Annotated in this window: 18 protein-coding genes and 2 tRNA genes; 12 read left to right on the top strand and 8 right to left on the bottom strand. The window is 66.6% G+C overall.

What is annotated here, in order from left to right; genetic code table 11:
- Positions 1-17 precede the first annotated feature (17 nt).
- Positions 18-1382 carry a dipeptidase gene (locus tag ACZ50N_RS17470; protein WP_048423770.1) on the top strand — a complete coding sequence of 455 codons (1365 nt, stop codon included), beginning with the start codon at positions 18-20 and terminating at the stop codon, positions 1380-1382.
- Here ACZ50N_RS17470 and bcp read toward each other — a convergent pair.
- The gene (gene bcp, locus ACZ50N_RS17465) at positions 1359-1832 is read right to left on the bottom strand and encodes a thioredoxin-dependent thiol peroxidase (RefSeq protein ID WP_048423769.1); all 474 of its coding nucleotides are present in this window, start codon (positions 1830-1832) and stop codon (positions 1359-1361) included. The two genes, ACZ50N_RS17470 and bcp, sit on opposite strands and share 24 nt — an antisense overlap.
- A 110-nt stretch (positions 1833-1942) precedes the next feature.
- Here bcp and ACZ50N_RS17460 point away from each other — a divergent pair, with 110 nt between their 5' ends.
- From ACZ50N_RS17460 to htpG, 3 genes are all read left to right on the top strand, one after another.
- On the top strand, positions 1943-2167 hold the full coding sequence (locus ACZ50N_RS17460) for a DUF3618 domain-containing protein (protein WP_048423768.1): 225 nt from the start codon (positions 1943-1945) through the stop codon (positions 2165-2167).
- Between the two features lie 520 nt (positions 2168-2687).
- A complete protein-coding gene (locus tag ACZ50N_RS17455) occupies positions 2688-3071 on the top strand; it encodes a hypothetical protein (protein WP_046365966.1) in 384 nt (127 codons plus the stop codon).
- Between the two features lie 46 nt (positions 3072-3117).
- Positions 3118-5073, top strand: coding sequence for a molecular chaperone HtpG (gene htpG, locus ACZ50N_RS17450; protein ID WP_464473413.1), 1956 nt, complete (start codon positions 3118-3120; stop codon positions 5071-5073).
- Between the two features lie 46 nt (positions 5074-5119).
- Here the strand turns inward: htpG and ACZ50N_RS17445 are convergent.
- A tRNA-Lys gene (locus tag ACZ50N_RS17445) sits at positions 5120-5195 on the bottom strand.
- Positions 5196-5387: 192 nt separating this feature from the next.
- Between ACZ50N_RS17445 and ACZ50N_RS17440 the strand changes: the two genes are divergently transcribed.
- Complete coding sequence (locus ACZ50N_RS17440) at positions 5388-6608, top strand: L,D-transpeptidase (protein ID WP_046365968.1); 1221 nt, start codon at positions 5388-5390, stop codon at positions 6606-6608.
- A 57-nt stretch (positions 6609-6665) separates the two neighbouring features.
- On the opposite strand, the gene ACZ50N_RS17435 is transcribed toward ACZ50N_RS17440, so the two are convergent.
- Positions 6666-6857: a hypothetical protein gene (locus ACZ50N_RS17435; protein ID WP_048423766.1), complete on the bottom strand. Its 192-nt coding sequence runs from the start codon at positions 6855-6857 to the stop codon at positions 6666-6668.
- Between the two features lie 246 nt (positions 6858-7103).
- Here ACZ50N_RS17435 and ACZ50N_RS17430 point away from each other — a divergent pair, with 246 nt between their 5' ends.
- Together ACZ50N_RS17430 and ACZ50N_RS17425 are read left to right on the top strand one after the other, a co-directional pair.
- On the top strand, positions 7104-8312 hold the full coding sequence (locus tag ACZ50N_RS17430; RefSeq protein ID WP_464473412.1) for an IS110 family RNA-guided transposase: 1209 nt from the start codon (positions 7104-7106) through the stop codon (positions 8310-8312).
- 184 nt (positions 8313-8496) lie between these two features.
- Positions 8497-9678, top strand: a complete 1182-nt coding sequence (locus ACZ50N_RS17425) for an ATP-binding protein (RefSeq protein WP_083614603.1) — start codon at positions 8497-8499, stop codon at positions 9676-9678.
- 68 nt (positions 9679-9746) lie between these two features.
- On the opposite strand, the gene ACZ50N_RS17420 is transcribed toward ACZ50N_RS17425, so the two are convergent.
- Both ACZ50N_RS17420 and orn read right to left on the bottom strand, forming a co-directional pair.
- A tRNA-His gene (locus ACZ50N_RS17420) sits at positions 9747-9819 on the bottom strand.
- Positions 9820-9847: 28 nt separating this feature from the next.
- Positions 9848-10483 carry an oligoribonuclease gene (gene orn / locus ACZ50N_RS17415; RefSeq protein ID WP_046363925.1) on the bottom strand — a complete coding sequence of 212 codons (636 nt, stop codon included), beginning with the start codon at positions 10481-10483 and terminating at the stop codon, positions 9848-9850.
- A gap of 43 nt (positions 10484-10526) precedes the next feature.
- On the opposite strand from orn, the gene ACZ50N_RS17410 reads away from it, so the two are divergent.
- Entirely contained in the window at positions 10527-12119 is a 1593-nt protein-coding gene (locus tag ACZ50N_RS17410; protein ID WP_073683421.1) for a helicase HerA-like domain-containing protein, read from the top strand.
- An 8-nt stretch (positions 12120-12127) separates the two neighbouring features.
- On the opposite strand, the gene cmrA is transcribed toward ACZ50N_RS17410, so the two are convergent.
- Positions 12128-12934 carry a mycolate reductase gene (gene cmrA / locus ACZ50N_RS17405; RefSeq protein WP_046363921.1) on the bottom strand — a complete coding sequence of 269 codons (807 nt, stop codon included), beginning with the start codon at positions 12932-12934 and terminating at the stop codon, positions 12128-12130.
- Between the two features lie 26 nt (positions 12935-12960).
- Here cmrA and ACZ50N_RS17400 point away from each other — a divergent pair, with 26 nt between their 5' ends.
- Positions 12961-14280, top strand: a complete 1320-nt coding sequence (locus ACZ50N_RS17400) for an MFS transporter (protein WP_464473411.1) — start codon at positions 12961-12963, stop codon at positions 14278-14280.
- On the opposite strand, the gene ACZ50N_RS17395 is transcribed toward ACZ50N_RS17400, so the two are convergent.
- Positions 14277-15056: an MmpS family transport accessory protein gene (locus ACZ50N_RS17395; RefSeq protein ID WP_464470427.1), complete on the bottom strand. Its 780-nt coding sequence runs from the start codon at positions 15054-15056 to the stop codon at positions 14277-14279. The genes ACZ50N_RS17400 and ACZ50N_RS17395 overlap by 4 nt on opposite strands.
- A 123-nt stretch (positions 15057-15179) precedes the next feature.
- Here ACZ50N_RS17395 and ACZ50N_RS17390 point away from each other — a divergent pair, with 123 nt between their 5' ends.
- The 3 genes from ACZ50N_RS17390 (at position 15180) to ACZ50N_RS17380 (ending at position 17494) form a co-directional block, all read left to right on the top strand.
- On the top strand, positions 15180-17006 hold the full coding sequence (locus ACZ50N_RS17390) for an alpha/beta hydrolase family protein (protein WP_048423761.1): 1827 nt from the start codon (positions 15180-15182) through the stop codon (positions 17004-17006).
- Between the two features lie 99 nt (positions 17007-17105).
- Complete coding sequence (locus ACZ50N_RS17385) at positions 17106-17309, top strand: hypothetical protein (RefSeq protein WP_046363917.1); 204 nt, start codon at positions 17106-17108, stop codon at positions 17307-17309.
- Between the two features lie 29 nt (positions 17310-17338).
- The gene (locus ACZ50N_RS17380; protein ID WP_162938518.1) at positions 17339-17494 is read left to right on the top strand and encodes a DUF6131 family protein; all 156 of its coding nucleotides are present in this window, start codon (positions 17339-17341) and stop codon (positions 17492-17494) included.
- Between the two features lie 3 nt (positions 17495-17497).
- On the opposite strand, the gene ACZ50N_RS17375 is transcribed toward ACZ50N_RS17380, so the two are convergent.
- Positions 17498-18154 (bottom strand): SACE_7040 family transcriptional regulator, encoded by a 657-nt coding sequence (locus ACZ50N_RS17375; protein ID WP_464473410.1) that lies wholly within the window; start codon positions 18152-18154, stop codon positions 17498-17500.
- Between the last annotated feature and the right edge of the window lie 77 nt (positions 18155-18231).

Genomic DNA, 18231 nt, shown 5'->3' with positions numbered 1-18231 from the left:
GCACTACCCTCGTCGCTATGAGTGATCTCGTTCAGCGGGTCCGCGACGTACTGCCCTCGGTCCGGGCCGATCTCGAGGATCTGGTCCGCATCCAATCCGTCTGGGCGGATCCGCAACGCCGCGACGAGGTGACGCGCAGCGCCGACGCCGTGGCGAAACTGTTGTCGGAGGCGGGTTTCAGTGACGTCCGCATCGTCTCCGAGGGTGGGGCGCCTGCGGTCATCGCCCACCATCCCGCACCCGAGGGAGCGCCGACGGTGCTGCTGTACGCCCACCACGACGTCCAGCCCGAAGGCGATCCGGCTGCCTGGGACAGTTCGCCGTTCGAGCCGACCGAGCGCGGTGGTCGGCTCTACGGGCGCGGTACGGCCGACGACAAGGCAGGCATCGCAACGCATCTGGCGGCTTTCCGGGCGCATGGCGGCACGCCGCCCGTCGGGGTGACGGTGTTCGTCGAAGGGGAGGAGGAATCGGGCTCACCCTCGCTGTCGCGCCTGCTGGCGGCGCACAAAGACGCTCTGGCCGCCGATGTCATCGTGATCGCCGACTCCGACAACTGGAGCACCGACACCCCGTCGCTGACCGTGTCGCTACGTGGCCTGGCCGACTGCGTGGTCGAGGTCTCCACTCTCGACCACGGCCTGCATTCCGGCATGTGGGGCGGTGTGGTGCCCGACGCGCTCATGGTGCTGGTGCGGCTACTGTCCAGCCTGCACGACGACGACGGCAACGTTGCGGTCGCGGGCCTGCAGGAAGCGACGGCGGCAGACGTCGACTACACCCCCGAGCGGGTGCGCGCCGACACCGGGGTGCTCGACGGCGTCGACGAGATCGGTTCTGGCGCAGTAGCGCAACGACTCTGGGCCAAACCGGCGATCACGGTCATCGGGATAGACACCACGCCGATCGCGAAGGCATCCAACACGTTGATCCCGTCGGCGCGGGCCAAGGTCAGCATGCGGGTGGCCCCCGGCGGCGATGCCGGCGAGCACCTGGCCGCCCTGACCCGGCACCTGGAACAGCACGCGCCGTGGGGTGCCCGGGTGACGGTGACGCCCGGCGACGTCGGCCAGCCCTACGCCATCGACGCCACCGGCCCGGTCTACGACGCAGCGCGCGAGGCGTTCCTGCAGGCCTGGGGACAGGATGCGGTCGACACCGGCGTCGGGGGCTCGATCCCGTTCATCGCTGTCTTCGCCGCCGCGTTCCCCGATGCCAAAATTCTGGTCACGGGCGTCGAGGATCCGGACACCCAAGCGCACAGCGTCAACGAGAGCCTGCACCTGGGTGTGTTGGAGCGGGCCGCGACAGCAGAGGCGCTGCTGTTGGCCAAACTGGGGGTGCTGGCCGCACTGGGATCAGATGGACAGATCCCGACGTAGCTTCGCAACGTGGCCGGTGGCGCGCACGTTGTATTGCGCCACCTCGATCGTGCCGTTCTCGTCGACGACGAACGTCGAGCGGATCACGCCCTGCACGGTCTTGCCGTACATCGTCTTCTCGCCGTAGGCGCCCCACGCCTCGAGCACCTTCCGGTCGGGATCGGACAGCAGCGGGAACGTAAGGCCTTCCTTGTCCCGGAACTTCGCGAGTTTCTCAGGCTTGTCCGGGGAGATGCCGACGACGTCGAGACCGGCGTCGCCCAGCTCGGCCAAGTTGTCGCGGAAGTCGCACGCCTGTTTCGTGCAGCCGGGGGTGGAGGCGGCGGGGTAGAAGTAGACGACGACCTTTCGGCCCTGAAAGTCCGACAGCTTGACGGTGTTGCCGTCGGCGTCGGGGAGGCTGAACGCGGGGGCTTTGTCGCCCACCTCGAGGCGGGGAGTCTGCGGCATGGCTGGTGGCTCTCCTTCGATCCGTGGCATCGATGCGCGACCGGGCGCTGCGCGCAGCGCCCGCTGAACTAGGGTAGTGCGGCAGGACCGACAGACGACCGGAGGCATACGTGGCGGATCGTGATCCCGACACCATCAAGGCCGAGATCGATCAGGCGCGCGATCAGTTGGCTCTGACTGTCGACTCGTTGACTGCGCGGGCCAATCCGCGGCGGCTGGCCGACGATGTCAAAGCAGGTGTGGTGCGCTTCGTGACGAAGCCGCCGGTGATGGCTTCGCTGGCTGGCGTCGGCGTGCTGGTGCTCGTGGTGGTCGTGCGGCGCGCGCGCCGCTGACTAGTCACCGCCGGCGAGCCGAGCGGAACCAGTTCGAGAAGGAAAAACCGGGCGGGTTGGCGACGCGGCCTAGCCGGCTGCAGCTGTGGACGAGAACCGGATGCTGCGCGGCAGCGTCCGGGCCAGAGCTTTCTGTTGCTGTCGTCGTCGTCGACGGCTCCATCAGCCCTGACATCAGCTAAGTTCCTCGTTTCCCGTCACGGTCCGCGGATTTCTCGCGTTCCGTTGTGATCAGCTAACGGCACCTTAACACCCGATGTGCCCTATGCCCAGCGCAATCGTTATCCGGACGGCGAAGCGAGGAAATGTTCGGACCGATCCGAAGAGTTGACGCACCGGTCGATTTTGCTCCGAAGGGGTGTCTCGTAGCACATCATCCGGCACACGTCTTCCCGAACGCGAAAATTATGCGCGAACGTCAAAAATGTGGCCGCGACGGCGCCTGCAGACAGGGGCGGCGGCGCGGGTCCCGGGTCATCTACGCTGACGGCTGACCCACCACGAGCAAAGGAGACACGCGATGGCGTGGTTTCTCGCCCTGCAGGGCCCGTCCCAACCCAGCCACCAGGCGTCGGTGTACGAGTTGCAGGATCTGACCGACGTCGACCAGCTCGCGCAGGAACTCGTCAGCGCTGTGACGCTGGATCGCGTGGTGCCGATTCCGGCAATGCTGCCGCAGAACAACCGCAAGCGTCAGAAGGTCACGCTGTACGTCCGGCCCGCGGCCTGGGCGATGTGGACCTTCTACGAGCTCAGCGACGACGACCGCCGTGCGTTGATGAAGGAGAATCCGCTCGTGCAGGCGATGCAGGCACATCAGCAGCAGCACCATCCGGGGCAGCCCGGCGCCGGCGCCCCCAACCCGTTGATGGGTCAGCCCGGTCCAGGTGCGCCCCGGCGCTGACCCCCCCCACGATCACACTGCGCAGCCATCAGAAGGAGGAGACGTCATGAGCGCGGATGTGGAGCAGTTCGAGTTCCAGGCCGAGGCCCGGCAGCTCTTGGATCTGATGATCCACTCGGTGTACTCGCACAAAGAATCCTTTCTGCGCGAGCTCGTCTCGAACGCCTCGGATGCCCTGGACAAGCTCAAGCTCGAGGCATACCGCAACAAAGATCTCGACGTCGACACCTCGGACCTGCACATCGAGCTGGTCACCGACAAGCAGGCCCGCACCCTGACCGTGCGTGACAACGGCATCGGGATGAGCCGCGACGAGGTGGTCGAACTCATCGGCACGCTGGCCAAGTCCGGCACCGCCCGCATGCGTCAGCAGCTGCGCGAGTCCGAGGGCGGGGACGCCGGCGATCAGCTGATCGGCCAGTTCGGCGTCGGCTTCTACTCGGTGTTCATGGTGGCCGACCGGGTCGAGTTGCTCACCCGCAAGGCTGGGGAGAGCGACGCCACCCGCTGGGAGTCCAGTGGCGACGGCACCTACACGATCGCCGCGGTCGCCGATGCGCCGCAGGGGAGTTCGGTCACTCTGCACCTCAAACCCGCAGACGCCGAGGACGAGCTGGGTGACTACACCGCGGAGTGGACGCTGCGGAACCTGGTCAAGAAGTACTCCGACTTCATCTCCTGGCCCGTCCGCATGCAGGTGGAGCGGCGGGTCCCTTCCGCAGAAGGCCCAGGCGGCGAGGACGCGAAAGACTCAGTCACCATCGAGACCGAGACGCTGAACTCGATGAAGGCCCTGTGGTCACGCTCCAAGGACGAGGTGACCGCCGAGGAGTACACCGAGTTCTACCGCCACATCGCCCGCGCCTGGGACGAACCGCTCGAGGTCATCGCGATGAAGGCCGAGGGCACATTCGAGTACCAGGCGCTGCTGTTCATCCCGTCCCACGCCCCGTTCGATCTCTTCGAGCGCGATGCGCACGTCGGCATCCAGCTCTACGTCAAGCGCGTGTTCATCATGGGCGACTGCGACGAGTTGCTGCCGCAGTACCTGCGCTTCGTCAAGGGCGTGGTGGATGCACAGGACATGTCGCTCAACGTGTCTCGCGAGATCCTCCAGCAGGACCGCCAGGTGACGGCGATTCGTCGACGGCTGACCAAGAAGGTCCTCTCGACCATCGCCGAGCTGCAGACCGAACGCCCGGAGGACTACCGCACGTTCTGGACGCAGTTCGGCCGCGTCGTGAAGGAGGGTCTGCTCTCCGACGCCGACAACCGCGATGCGTTGCTGCGGATCGCGTCGTTCGTGTCGACGCGGGACGGCGCCGAGAGTGACCCGGAGCCCACCACGCTGGCCGGCTACGTCGAGCGCATGAAGGACGGGCAGGAGCAGATCTTCTACGCCACCGGTGAGACGCGGGAGCAGATCCTCAAGTCGCCGCACCTGGAGGCGTTCAGGGCCAAGGGCTACGAGGTGCTGCTGCTGACGGACCCGGTCGACGAGGTCTGGGTGCAGAACGTGACCGAGTTCGACGGTAAGCCGCTGCAGTCGGTGGCCAGGGGCGAGGTGGACCTGGAATCCGACGAGGAGCGTTCGGCGCGGGAGGCCGAGCGCGAGGAGCAGGGCAGGGCGTTCGCCGAGCTGATGGGCTGGTTGAAGGAGACGCTCGACGAGCACGTCAAAGAGGTGCGGCTCTCGGCGCGGCTGACCGAATCGCCGGCCTGTCTGATCACCGATGCGTTCGACATCACCCCCGCCCTGGCCCGGTTGTACAAGGCGTCGGGGCAGGAGGTGCCGGTCGCCAAGCGCATTCTCGAGCTGAACCCGGAACACCCGCTCGTCACCGGGCTGCGTCAGGCTCATCAGGATCGTCCCGACGATCCGGCGATCGCCGAGACAGCCGAACTCCTTTACGGCACAGCGCTTCTGGCCGAGGGCGGGGCGCTCAATGACCCGGCGCGCTTCGCCGATCTGCTCGCCGCGCGCCTGGCGCGCACGCTCTAGAGCATCAGAGACGAGAAAGGCCCCGCCGCGGCGGGGCCTTTCTTGGTGGTGCGCCGTCAGGGTTTCGAACCCCGGACCCGCTGATTAAGAGTCAGCTGCTCTACCAACTGAGCTAACGGCGCGCGTGGGAGACAATAACAGGCCCGCGGCATCGGATGGAAATCGTCTACGAAACCGCTCGTCACAGGCACTTCCCGATCGCAACGCCGCGTTCACGCGCGCACTCGAAACGCCCCGTAGAATCGGCGTCAACAATCCTGGGAATCCGCTGTCAGTATTCCTGTCAAGAGCCTGTAGAAGATGTGGAGTGACGTATGGCGCAGGGCAACACGGCGAGGCGTGCGCGGCGTGGGCGGGCCTGGTTGGCCGCCGTCGTACTCGTTCCCGCGATGGCGCTGGCGATGACAGCGTGCGGGAGCGGCACCGACACCGCGGCACCTCAGGTCATCGACGAGAAGGGCACACCGTTCGGTGACCTGCTGGTGCCCAAGCTGACGTCTTCGGTCAAGGACGGGGCGGTCGGGGTGAGCGTGGATTCGCCGGTGTCTGTGAGCGCGGAGTTCGGGGTGCTGGGCGCCGTGTCGATGGTGAACCAGAGCGGCAAGCCCGTGCAGGGCCGGTTGTCCGACGACGGCTTGACGTGGGAGACGGTGGAGCCGCTCGGTTACAACAAGCGCTACACGCTGACCGCGGAGTCGCTGGGTCTCGGTGGGGTCGCCAAGCGGCAGATGTCGTTCGAGACGCATTCACCGGAGAACCTGACGATGCCCTACGTGCTGCCCAACGAGGGCGAGGTCGTCGGAGTGGGGCAGCCGGTGGCCGTCCGGTTCGACGAGAACATCACCAATCGTCTTGCGGCGCAACGTGCGATCACGGTGAAGACCACGCCTGAGGTTGAGGGTGCCTTCTACTGGCTGAGCAATCGCGAGGTGCGGTGGCGGCCCGCTGAGTACTGGAAGCCTGGCACCAAGGTCGAGGTCGCGGTCAACACCTACGGTGTCGATCTCGGGGACGGCCTGTTCGGCCAGGAGAACGTGTCGACCTCGTTCACGATCGGTGACCAGGTCGTCACGACCGTCGACGATGACACCAAGACGTTGACGGTGAAGCGCAACGGCGAGGTCGTCAAGTCGATGCCCGTGTCGATGGGCAAGAACAGCACGCCGACCAACAACGGCACGTACATCGTCGGTGACCGTCGGGCGCACATGGTGATGGACTCGTCGACCTACGGTGTCGCTGTCGAATCACCGAACGGCTATCGCACCGAGGTGGATTGGGCGACGCAGATCTCGTACAGCGGCATCTACGTGCACGCCGCTCCGTGGTCGGTGGGCAGTCAGGGCTACAGCAATGTCAGCCACGGCTGCATCAACGTGAGCACGAGCAACGGCAAGTGGTTCTACGACAACGCCAAGCGCGGCGACATCGTCGAGATCGTCAACACCGTGGGGTCGCCCCTGCCGGGGACCGACGGCCTCGGGGACTGGAACATCCCGTGGTCGCAGTGGAAGGCCGGCAACGCCAACATCTGACGCCGATCGCCCCGCCGGCCGCCGGCGGGGTGATGTCAGGTCGATGACGGGCCGACGTCACTCCCGGGGCTGCTGCGCCTCAGAGTGATTGACGTAGCGTTGGATGAACGCTGCGAACGTGAGGCCGGCGGCGACGCCGATGACGTCCCACAGCGCGATCTGGAAGAGCAGCGAGCCGAACAGGACGTCGTAGCTCAGCGTCAGGTACAGCGAGTTGACGTGCTGCTCGAGGGCGGCGGGGAGCTTCATGGGGTGTCCTTAAGTTCGTAGGTGCAGTTACTTCGTGTTGTTACGTTGTGCTGTGACCCGGGTGGGTCGGGTGAGGCTGTGTGGGTGTAGCCGGCCCTGGTGGTGCGGCTTGAAAGGACTGGCCGCCCGGCCTGCCTGGACTTCTCTGGCCGCTGATTGAGATCTGCGATGTGATCGCTTGTTTAAGGAAATGCTGGCGGGGTTGTCCGTGGGAATGATGTTGGCAGACAAACGAAAAGAGAATCGATGACAACGGACCAGTTGTGGGCTGGTGTGGATGTCGGTAGGGAACATCATTGGGTGTGTGTGGTCGACACCACCGGGACAGTGGTGCTCTCGCGCAAGCTGGTCAACGACGAGCAGTCCATCCGCGAGCTGATCACGCAGGTCGACGGGTTGGGGCCGCGGGTGTCCTGGACGGTGGACCTGACCATGACCTACGCCACCCTGCTGTTGACGGTGCTGGCCGACGTTGGCAAGTCGGTGCGCTATCTGGCGGGCCGAGCGGTGTGGCAGGCCTCGACGGTTTATCGCGGAGGTGAGTCCAAAACAGACGCTAAAGATGCCCGCGTGATCGCTGATCAATCGCGGATGCGCGGGCAGGATCTGCCGGTCTTGCATCCCGACGACGACCTGGTCACCGAACTTCGGATGCTGACCGCTCATCGCGCTGATCTGGTGGCTGATCGCACCCGCACCATCAACAGGCTGCATCAGCAACTGATCGCCATCTGCCCAGCGTTGGAACGGGTCGCCGAACTCAGCTCCGACCGCGGCTGGGTGGTGCTGTTGGCGCGCTACCAACGACCCAAAGCCATTCGGCAGAGCGGTGTTTCGCGACTGACGAAGATACTGTCCGATGCTGGAGTCCGTAACGCGTCGACCATCGCCGCCGCTGCTGTCTCGGCCGCCAAGGCCCAAACAGTCAAGCTGCCCGGCGAGGAGGTCGCCGCCACCCTGGTCTCTGAACTGGCCCAGGGGGTGATCGCCCTCGATGACCGCATCAAGACCACTGACGCCAACATCGAGGGCCGATTTCGCCGCCATCGGCTGGCCGAGGTGATCACCAGCATGCCCGGTATCGGATTCCGACTCGGCGCCGAGTTCCTGGCCGCAGTCGGTGATCCCGCGCTGATCGATTCGGCCGACCAACTCGCTGCCTGGGCCGGCTTGGCCCCGGTGTCTCGAGATTCGGGAACGCGGACCGGAAACCTGCGCACCCCCAAGCGCTACAGCCGTCGTCTGCGTCGAGTCATGTACATGTCGGCGCTGACCTCGATACGTTGTGACGCCGACTCTCGGGCCTACTACCAGCGCAAACGAAACGAAGGAAAGCGTCCGGTCCCGGCCACCATCTGCCTGGCGCGACGCCGCACCAACGTCCTCTACGCACTCATCCGCGACAACCGCACCTGGCAACCTGATTCACCCCCCGTCACCACAACGGCGGCTTGACTTCTCCATTGAGAGTCCTTTCGACGTGTGTTCCGCGGTTGCGTTCGAGACACAGTCAAAAGCGGCGGGTGCGCTACCGATCCCGAGATCGGGGCTCGTCAGTTCGCATGCATCTGCCAGGGTCCCCCGTATGCTTCTTTATAAATAGCCCCGATAGCGCCGAAACTATAAGAAGGTATACAGCGTGGTGTCCCAGCAGCGAAGCCCGTTCACTCCGGGTTCGATCGCCCACAGTCTGCCAGGCCGCGACGTCCATCGGAATCGGATCAACGTCAGCTTGACGAATCTGAGCGTGTACCGCGAGCTCGACGGTCGCATCCACGTGTTCGTGGGGCCGCGCGGGATCGGCAAGACCAGCTTGTTGCGTGTCGCTCAAAAAGACGCAGAGACAAGAACTTTCACTACAGTGTGGGCGACCGGGGGTGACTCTGTGTCCCTCTGCGTGGATCTCGCCAACGAGCTGGGAAAGCTCGTGACGGAGAAATGGACGACCACGGCGAAGGCAGGCTTGCTGGAAACTCTGAAAACCATCCGGCTCAACTTCGGGGTCGCCTCCGTAGCGCTCTCGGCAGTCGGGGGCCAAGACACCCCCGAATTCGTCGGGGCGGCCAGGGCTCTGCAGGCAGGACTCACCGCGGCCGCTCGCGGAGTGATGGATGCAGGCGGTGTGGGGCTCGTCGTCTTCATCGACGAGTTGCAAGCCGCTGACCCCGTCGGCATTCGTGCGCTCGCGTACGCCTGGCAGCACATGCAGGCGGAGGCGGCTGACCTGCCCGCAGCGGTGTTCGCCGCCGGACTGAGCCATACGCAGGACACGGTGGCCAAGGCGGTGACCTTCGGCGAACGTTTCGAGTATCGGCACCTCAACAACCTGTCTCACGACGATGCGGTGATGGCGCTGGTCGAGCCGGCGCGAGCGTGCGGAGTCGGGTGGGAACTACCTGCGCTGGAGGCAGTGCTCGCAGAGACGCAGGGTTACCCGCATTTCCTGCAGGAGTTCGGCGACAAGATGTGGGAAGCGGCCGGTTACCCGGGCCCCGGTGGCGCACTGACCATGCACCACCATCCGGCGGCACGCGATGAGTACCGCATCGCGCGAGATGCGCTCTTTCGTTCGCGGTGGACGCAAGCGACTCGCGTCGAAGCAAAATTCATCACCGCGATGGCGTCTCTCGGGGATGGCGATGTCAAACGAAAAGACGTCGCGGCGGGAATGGGAACCACCTCGACCGCGATCAGCATGGCGCGGCAATCACTCATGGACAAGGGACTCATCGCGCCGTCGTCTCACGGAAAGATGCGCTTCACCGCGCCTGGATTCGCCGAGTACGTCCGAGAACACGCCGACATCGACGACGCCGAGTGACTCGAGACTCCCCGCGAAAGAGCATCGCCCCATCCGCGGATGCAGATGGGGCGATGTACCCAACCTCGGGTGGCTGACGGGACTCGAACCCGCGACAGCCAGGATCACAACCTGGTGCTCTACCAACTGAACTACAGCCACCATTGCCGCTTACGCGGCGTCGTCGATACTAGCCGGTGGATCCCCCGGGAGCCGAATCAGTTGTCGAATCCGGCCCCAGGGTGGCCGCGATCGCCGCGATCTCGCTGGTCGCGGGTCCGGGCGGCGGCACGAACGCGGTCTGGCGGTAGTACTTCAGCTCGCGGATCGACTCGTGGATGTCGGCGAGCGCGCGGTGCGCCAGTCCCTTTTCCGGCTGGCCGAAGTAGATGCGGGGATACCAGCGGCGGCACAGTTCCTTGATCGAGCTGACGTCGATCATCCGGTAGTGCAGGTAGTCGTCGAGCTTGGGCATATCCCGGGCCAGGAAGCCGCGGTCGGTGGCGATCGAGTTACCGCACAGCGGCGCCGTCTTGGCCTGTTTGACGTGCTCGCGGATGTAGTCCAGCGCCATGGTCTCGGCGGTGGCGAGATCGATCGTCGACGTCCGGACCTCGTCGATCAGCCCCGACTTCGTGTGCATCTGGGTGACGACGTCCACCATCGACGTGAGCGCGTCCTCCTCGGCGTGGATCACCACGTCGATCCCGTCGCCCAGGATGTTGAGCTCCGAGTCGGTCACCAGGACCGCGATCTCGATGAGCCGATCGGTGCCCAAATCGAGGCCGGTCATCTCACAGTCGATCCACACCAGTTCGTCACGCACAGCGATCCACACTAATTCCTCGCACCCCACTAAGGTGCGACGCATGGCAACGGAGTCGCCCAGCAATGCAGCGCAGCAGATCGCGGCGGGCTATGCCGGTGAGGGTCCCGCACTCGAACTCGGCTCGGTCGTCATCGACGGGGCCAGCGATCCGACCGCGCTCGTGCGGATCCCGATGGCGACGCTCAACCGCCACGGACTGGTCGCCGGTGCGACGGGCACCGGCAAGACCAAGACGCTGCAAATGCTGGCCGAGCAACTGTCGGCGGCCGGTGTGCCGGTGCTGATGGCCGACGTGAAAGGCGACCTCTCCGGGTTGTCCCGGCCGGGTGCCGTCAGCGACAGAGTCACCCAGCGCGCCGCCGACACCGGCGACGCGTGGACGCCGGAGTCTTTTCCAGTCGAGTTCCTGTCGCTGGGCACGTCGGGCTCAGGGGTGCCGGTGCGCGCGACCATCAGCAGCTTCGGACCGATCCTGCTGTCGAAGGTGTTGGGCCTCAACCAAACTCAGGAGTCGACCCTCGGGCTGATCTTCCATTGGGCCGATCAGCAGGGGCTGCCGCTGCTCGACGTCAAGGATCTGCGGTCGGTGATCCAGTTCCTGACGAGCGAGCAGGGTAAGCCCGAACTGAAGGCGCTGGGTGCGGTGTCGACGACCACCGCCGGGGTGATCCTGCGTGCCCTGGTCAATCTGGAGGCCGACGGCGCCGACACGTTCTTCGGTGAACCGGAGCTCGAGCCCGCCGATCTTCTGCGCGTCGACCCGTCCGGCCGCGGCGTGATCTCGCTGCTGGAACTCGGCGCGCAGGCCACCCGGCCGGTGATGTTCTCGACGTTCCTGATGTGGGTTCTCGCCGACCTGTTCACGACGCTGCCCGAGGTCGGCGACGTCGACAAACCCAAGCTGGTGTTCGTCTTCGACGAGGCCCACCTGCTGTTCACCGACGCGTCGAAGGCGTTCCTGGCCCAGGTCGAGCAGACCGTCAAGCTCATCCGCTCCAAAGGTGTGGGCGTGTTCTTCTGCACCCAGCAGCCGACCGATGTGCCCAAGGACGTGCTCAGCCAGCTCGGGGCCCGCATCCAGCACGCGCTGCGGGCGTTCACCCCGGATGACGAGAAGGCGCTGAACAAGACGGTGCGGACGTACCCGAAGACCGACGTCTACGACCTGCAGTCCACGCTGACCTCGTTGGGTATCGGGGAGGCAATCGTGACGGTGCTGTCAGAGAACGGGGTGCCGACACCGGTGGCGTGGACGCGGGTGCGTGCGCCGCGCTCGCTGATGGACACCATCGGCACCGACGCGATCAGGGCGGCCGCGGCAGCGAGCCCGCTGCAGGCCGAATACGGCCAGACCGTCGACCGGGAATCGGCCTACGAGCGGCTGGCGGCGAAACTGGCCCCGCCCGCCGAAGTGCCGCAGGCGCAAGCCCCTGCGCCGCAACAGGTTCCGATGCCGCAGCCGTGGGATCTACCGCCGATGCCGGAGCCGGTGCAGCCACGCGAACCCGGCTTCCTCGACACCGTGATGGACAGTCCGGCCTTCAAGAGCGCGATGCGCTCGGCGGGCACGGTGATCGGCCGCGAGATCACCCGCAGCATCTTCGGCACCGGACGCCGCCGGCGGCGCCGCTAGTCAGCCAGCTAGTCCCCGCCGAGCTTCTTGTACACCGCACCCACGATCGGCGCGACGATCGCGCGCGGTGCGTAGCCACTGGCCGCCGACATCGCCTTCGACGTGACGCCGGGGACGACGCGCATCTTGTTGCGGTCCAACCCGTCCAGCGACACCTTCGCCGTGTACTCGGTGTCGATCCACAGGAAGTCGGGGATCAGTCGCTCGACCAGCGACTGCTCGTCCGGGTTGGGCAACTCGGTGCGCACCGGCCCGGGTGCGAGCACGGTGACGTGCACACCGGCGGATTTCACCTCGCCGCGCAGCGATTCGCTGAAGGTGTTGGCGAACGCCTTGGTCGCCGCGTAGGTGGCGTTGTTCGGGATGGGGGAGTTGCCCGCCGCGGAACCAGAGATGAGGATGCCGCCGGCGCGCCGGGCGACCATGCCGGGCAGGACCGCGAGCACCAGATCGTGCACCCCGAGCACGTTGAGCTGCACCTGTTTGCGTTCCTCGGCCGGGTCCAGCGTCACCACCGGCCCGAACGTGGCGGTGCCGGCGTTCGCGCAGAGGATCGAGATCTCGCGGTCGGCCAGCTCCGTGCAGAGCTCGGCCCGGGCGGCCGGGTCGGCCAGGTCGACCGCGCGAACCTCCACGGTGACGCCGTACTGGCTGCGGAGACGTTCGGCGAGAGCCTCGAGCACCTCTCCGCGCCGAGCGGTGATGATCAGGTGGTGGCCGCGGGCCGCGAGCTCGACGGCCAGCGCCTCGCCGATGTTCTGGGACGCGCCGGTGACGACCGCGCGCGCCTGCGCACTGGGTCCGGGAACGGGCATGGGCGCTGACTATATCGTGGGCGTCCATGAGCGAGTCGTCTCCGGTCCAGGCTCCCGTCGCCGGTCCGGTGCGCTCCCGCGTCGCGGCCTGGGTGCTGTGGGATTTCGGCGCCACCCCGATCAACGCGATCGTCGTGACGTTCGTCTTCTCGGTGTACCTGACCAATGCGGTCGGCGACGACCTGCCCGGCGATGTCAGTCCTGCGAGCTGGCTGGGTCGCGCGCTGGCGGTGGCCGGGCTGATGGTGGCGGTGTTCGCGCCGGTGACCGGGGTGTGGGTGGACGCGCCGGGCCGGCGGCGCCGGGCGCTGGCGCTGCTCACCGGGGCGATGGTGGTGCTGACCGCGTCGATGAGTCTGATTCGCGACGATCACCGCTTCCTGCTCCCCGGGTTGGTGATGCTCGCCGTCACCGCGGCGCTGAGCGAGCTCGCCACGGTGCCCTACAACGCGATGCTGCGCGAGTTGTCCACTCCGCAGACCGCCGGCCGGGTGTCCGGATTGGGTTTGGCCGCAGGCTATGTCGGCAGCGTGATGGTGTTGGTCATCGTCTACGTCGGCTTCGTGGCGGGAACCGGTGACACGCGCGGGCTGCTGGCGCTGCCCACCGCCGACGGGCAGAACGTGCGCGCTGCGATGTTCCTGGTGGCCGCCTGGTTCGCGCTGTTCGCACTGCCGCTACTGCTCCGCGGACCCGCGGGCGCGGGTGCGTTGCCGCCGCGAGTGGGCTTCGTCGGTGCGTATCGACGCATCTGGCGGGAGATCCGGCAGGAATGGCGCCGCGACCGCAACGTCATCTACTACCTGGGGGCCAGCGCCCTGTTCCGCGACGGACTGACCGGTGTGTTCACCTTCGGTGCCGTGCTGGGTGTGCAGGTCTACGGAGTCTCGTCCGCCGATGTGCTGTTGTTCGGGATCGCGGCCTGTGTGGTCGCGGCCGTCGGCGCGGTGATCGGCGGTTTCGCCGACGACCGGCTGGGTGCCAGGCGCGTCATCATCACGTCGCTGGTGGCGATGATCGCCGTCGGGCTGACGCTGCTGACGGTGTCCGGTCCGTTGGCGTTCTGGATCCTGGGACTGGCGTTGTGTCTGTTCATCGGCCCCGTGGGCGCCTCGGCGCGCACGCTGATGATGCGGATGGCGATGCACGGCAAGGAGGGTGTGACGTTCGGCCTGTACGCCACCGCCGGGCGCGCCGCCACCTTCCTCGCACCGTGGCTGTTCTCGGCGTTCATCGACATCTTCGACAGCGATCGCGCCGGCCTGGGCGGCATCCTGGTCGTCCTGGTGCTGGGCCTGGTCGCGTTCGCGTTCGTGCGGGTGCCCGGCAGGCACGTCGACGCTTAGCGCCGCCCCGCCGCGCAGACGGTGAGGCCGGCGCCGTCGCGCTGCTGCACCAGGGTGTCGTCGACGGTGATCGAGCACGTCACTCTGCGACCCACGTTGATGATGCTGACGCTGGCCGAGCGCTCGGCGGGCTCCGGCAGCGACACCTCGCGGGTCCAGGGCAGCATCACGTTGAACTCGGTCTGCAGCAGACCGCCGGTGTCGACGTAGGTGATGTTGAGGGCGCGGCCGGTGCCCGACACCGTGTAGACGACGGTGTCGGTGGCCCCGGGGGTCGCCGGCTCTGTGGTGGTCGGCAGCGAAGGCTCTGTGGGTGCCGGCAGGACCGATGTGCGTGGGGTGCGGGACGTGGTCGTCGGCGTGGGCCGGGTCGAGGTGACGGTCGGTTCCGGGGCGGCCGGTGCCGGCGCCATGACGGTGTCCTGTCGCGAGCTGTTGACGATCACGAGCGCGATGACGAGGCCGATGATCGTCAGGACGGCGAGCCCGGCGACCACCCAGAGCCATCGCGGCGGCTTGGGATCTTCCGGCGGTGGCGGTGGTTCGCTGCCGTAGGCGGTGCCGGGACCGTACTGGTGCGCACCGGTGGCGTACGGGTCGTAGCCGTAGGACGAGTACGGGGGGAGCTGCTCGGTCGGGCGCGGCGGTGGCTGGTAGGGCGGCCCGTACGGGGCCTGACCGGCGTAGGCGGGGTCGGTGTAACCGGGATAGGTGGGGTAGCCGCCGCCGAAGGCCTGCGTCGGTTCGTCACGACGTCTGTCGGGGGAATCCGTCATACCCACCTCATGGCTGCAGGGTACCTGTGGCGGCGAGCCGGTGGCCCGAGGCGCCGGCCGGGGCCGACCGTGTGAGAATCGAGCACCGTGGCACAGCAGGTTCGTCGGGTTTACGGGGCGTCGATGTCGCCCGACGCGACCGCCTTCGCTCATCTGGTCGACGACGGGGGATACCCGCGGGCGGTGCAGCGGTTCCTCCGGGGCTGGCGAGCCAGCTCGTCGCGCGACGTGGAACTGCCCGTCGACGGGCCGGTGACCAGGGTCCTGCATTCGGCCGACGGCCACTGGTTGGCCTGTCAGGTCGCACCCGAGGGTGGTACCCGAAGCCAGATCTGGGTTGTCACAACCGATCCCGACGACCGTGCGGCACGGCGCATCGATCATTGGCCGTCGGGAGCCGACGGCACCGCTGAGCTGATCAGCTGGGACGGCACCCGGGTCGCGGCGATCCTCACCGGCGAGGACGGTGTGGGCAGCTCGTGTCTGATCGATCCGTCGGACGGTTCGACGATCGTGCTCGACAGGCGCTCGGCGGGCCGCCTGGTCGACGCGTGGTGCGGCGCGTCGCTGGTGCGGGTGGGACCCCGCGGCTACCGCGATCTCATCATGCTGCGCGGACTCACCGAGACCGGCCTGCTGCCTTTCGATCCCGGCTCCACCACCGACACCGGCATCATCCTCGATGATCACAGTCCGCGGCGGCTGCGCTACGGGCCGGAGGGCGAACAGACCAAGCTCTATCACCCGGCGCGCGACTACGACGTGAACAGCACGGAAGGGTACGTGCGCGCTCTGATCCGCAGCGAGAACGGCACCGAGTACGCGCGTCTGCTCGAGGTGACCGTCACTGCCGACGGCGTCGCCTACCACGTGGTGGCCGAGCGGGCCGGCTGTGAACTCGACGAGTTCACCGTCAGCGATGACCTGTCCACCGTGGCGATGCTGTGGAATCGCCACGGCGCCAGCGAGTTACAGATCCTCGAGTACGCCGACTACACGCTCTACGATCCGATCCCGTTGCCCGGCATGGTCGCCAGTGAACTCTCGATCAGCGCCGGCGGATCGATGCTGGCGCTGACGGTCGAGGGGCCGTCGATGCCGCCCACCGTCGAGCTCGTCGATCCGCGGACGCGTGAGTGGGAGCCGGTGGACCGCCAGCCGAGCAGCGGCCCGGTGTCGGCAGACCCGACGTTGGAGACCGTCACCGCGCGCGACGGTCTGGAATTCACCGGCTGGCTGTTCCGTCCGCCGCCTGGGGTGGCGACCATCGGCGCGATGCTGTTCCTCCACGGTGGTCCCGAAGGACAGGGCAGGCCGGGCTACAACGAGTTCTTCCCCGGGTTGCTCGAGGCGGGCATCTGCGTGTTCCTCCCGAATGTGCGCGGTTCCGGCGGCTTCGGCCGGTCGTTCATGCACGCCGACGATCGGGAACGGCGGTTCGCCGCGATCGATGACGTCTCCGACGCGGTGCGCTTCCTGGTCGACCACGAGTACGCGCCCGACGGTTGCGTCGCGTGCTGCGGCTGGTCCTACGGCGGATATCTCACCCAGGCCGCGCTGGCGTTCCATCCCGACGACTTCGCCGCCGGCATCAGCATCTGTGGGATGAGCGATCTCAACAACTGGTATCGCACCACCGAGCAGTGGATCGCCTCGGCCGCCTACCCGAAGTACGGCCACCCGGTCAGCGATCAGGATCTGCTCGAACAGCTCTCGCCGCTGCCGCGCGCGGACGCGATCACGGCTCCACTTCTGTTGGTGCACGGCCTCAACGACACCAATGTGCCGCCGAGTGAGTCGCAGCAGATGTACGAGTCGTTGGTGGCGCAGGGTAAGCAGGCTGAACTCCTGCTCTTCGACGACGACGGACACGAGATCGACAAGCGCGAGAACCGTGCCGTACTGCTCAAGGCGATGACGAGTTGGTTGACGGCCGCGTTCTCGAGCTGAGCCGACCCTGAGCCGACCCGGCGGCGGTGTTTACCGTAATTATCCGCCGGGTAAACCCGACTGCGCGCCAAGTGGGCGCGATGACGGAGGAGGCAGGGCATGCGAGGAATTCTCGGCGTCATTGTGCTCGTCTGGTTGTTGATCGGGGTGTTCGCCGCCTATCAGCGTGACTACTTCACCGGGGGCGAGGCCAACTGCGCCACCGCCGGGAGCATCGCGCTGACGGTCGTGGCCGGACCGCTCAACTACGCGGGTGTCAATCCGAAGGTCACGGATTGCAATGTGCCGCAACCGAGTCAGTAACCGCTGATCTTTCTGGGATTGGAGGAGTCATGATCGTCCTGGGCGTGATCCTGTTGCTTCTGGGCTGGTTCTTGCACATCTCGACAGTGCTCTACATCGGCGTGGTGCTGCTGGTGATCGGTGCTGTCTTCTGGGTGCTCGGGTCCATCGGTCGCCCCGTGGGTGGCCGGCGAGCCTGGTACTGACGCTCAACTGATTTCGATCTCGGCCGAGGTCAGCGCTGCGACCGTCATTGCGCGCAAGACGGTTCGCAGCGTTGCCTCGGTCGTTTTGATGGCCGATTTGGTGGTCGCTGGTTTGACGGTGTGAGCCGTCGAGTTCAGCAGGCCGAACGTCGCGTGCGCCATCACCCGGGCTGACGGCTCGGACAGGTTCGGCTGGCGGCGGCGCAGCACCCCGACCCAGACTTCCACGTACTGACGCTGCGCCCGGCGGACCTGACGCTTGGCGGTCGCGGGCAGACTGTTCAGGTCGCGATCCTGAATGCGGATCAAGTCGGACTCGCCGAGGGCGAAGTCGAGGTGGAAATCGATCAGGGCCGCCAGCGCGTCATCGGGGTCAGGTGTGGCGTCGGCGACCTCGGACGCACCCGCCAGTAGCCGGGTGCTGATGCCGACCAACAATTCGGCCAGTAGCGCTTCCTTGTTGGGGAAGTGCCGATAGATGGCCGGTCCGCTGACACCTGCCTCGGCGCCGATGTCTTCCAGTCGAACCGCGAGGTAGCCGTGCTCGGCGAAGAGATGCTCAGCCGCCGCGAGCAGTTGGCTGCGCCGGTCTGACTTAGCCCGGCTGCGCCGGGAGGTGGCGTCGTTTCTGGTTGCGGCGGTGGTCGCGGCGTCGGTCATGGCGCATCCTGTCGATCCGATCGTGGACAACGCGAGTTAATTGCGATTAACATACCACCAGTTAGTCGCCATTAACT

The sequence above is a fragment of the Mycolicibacterium obuense genome, assembly GCF_055397605.1.
Note: the sequence above shows the minus strand (reverse complement) of the source record. Positions and strands in the feature narration are given on the sequence as shown.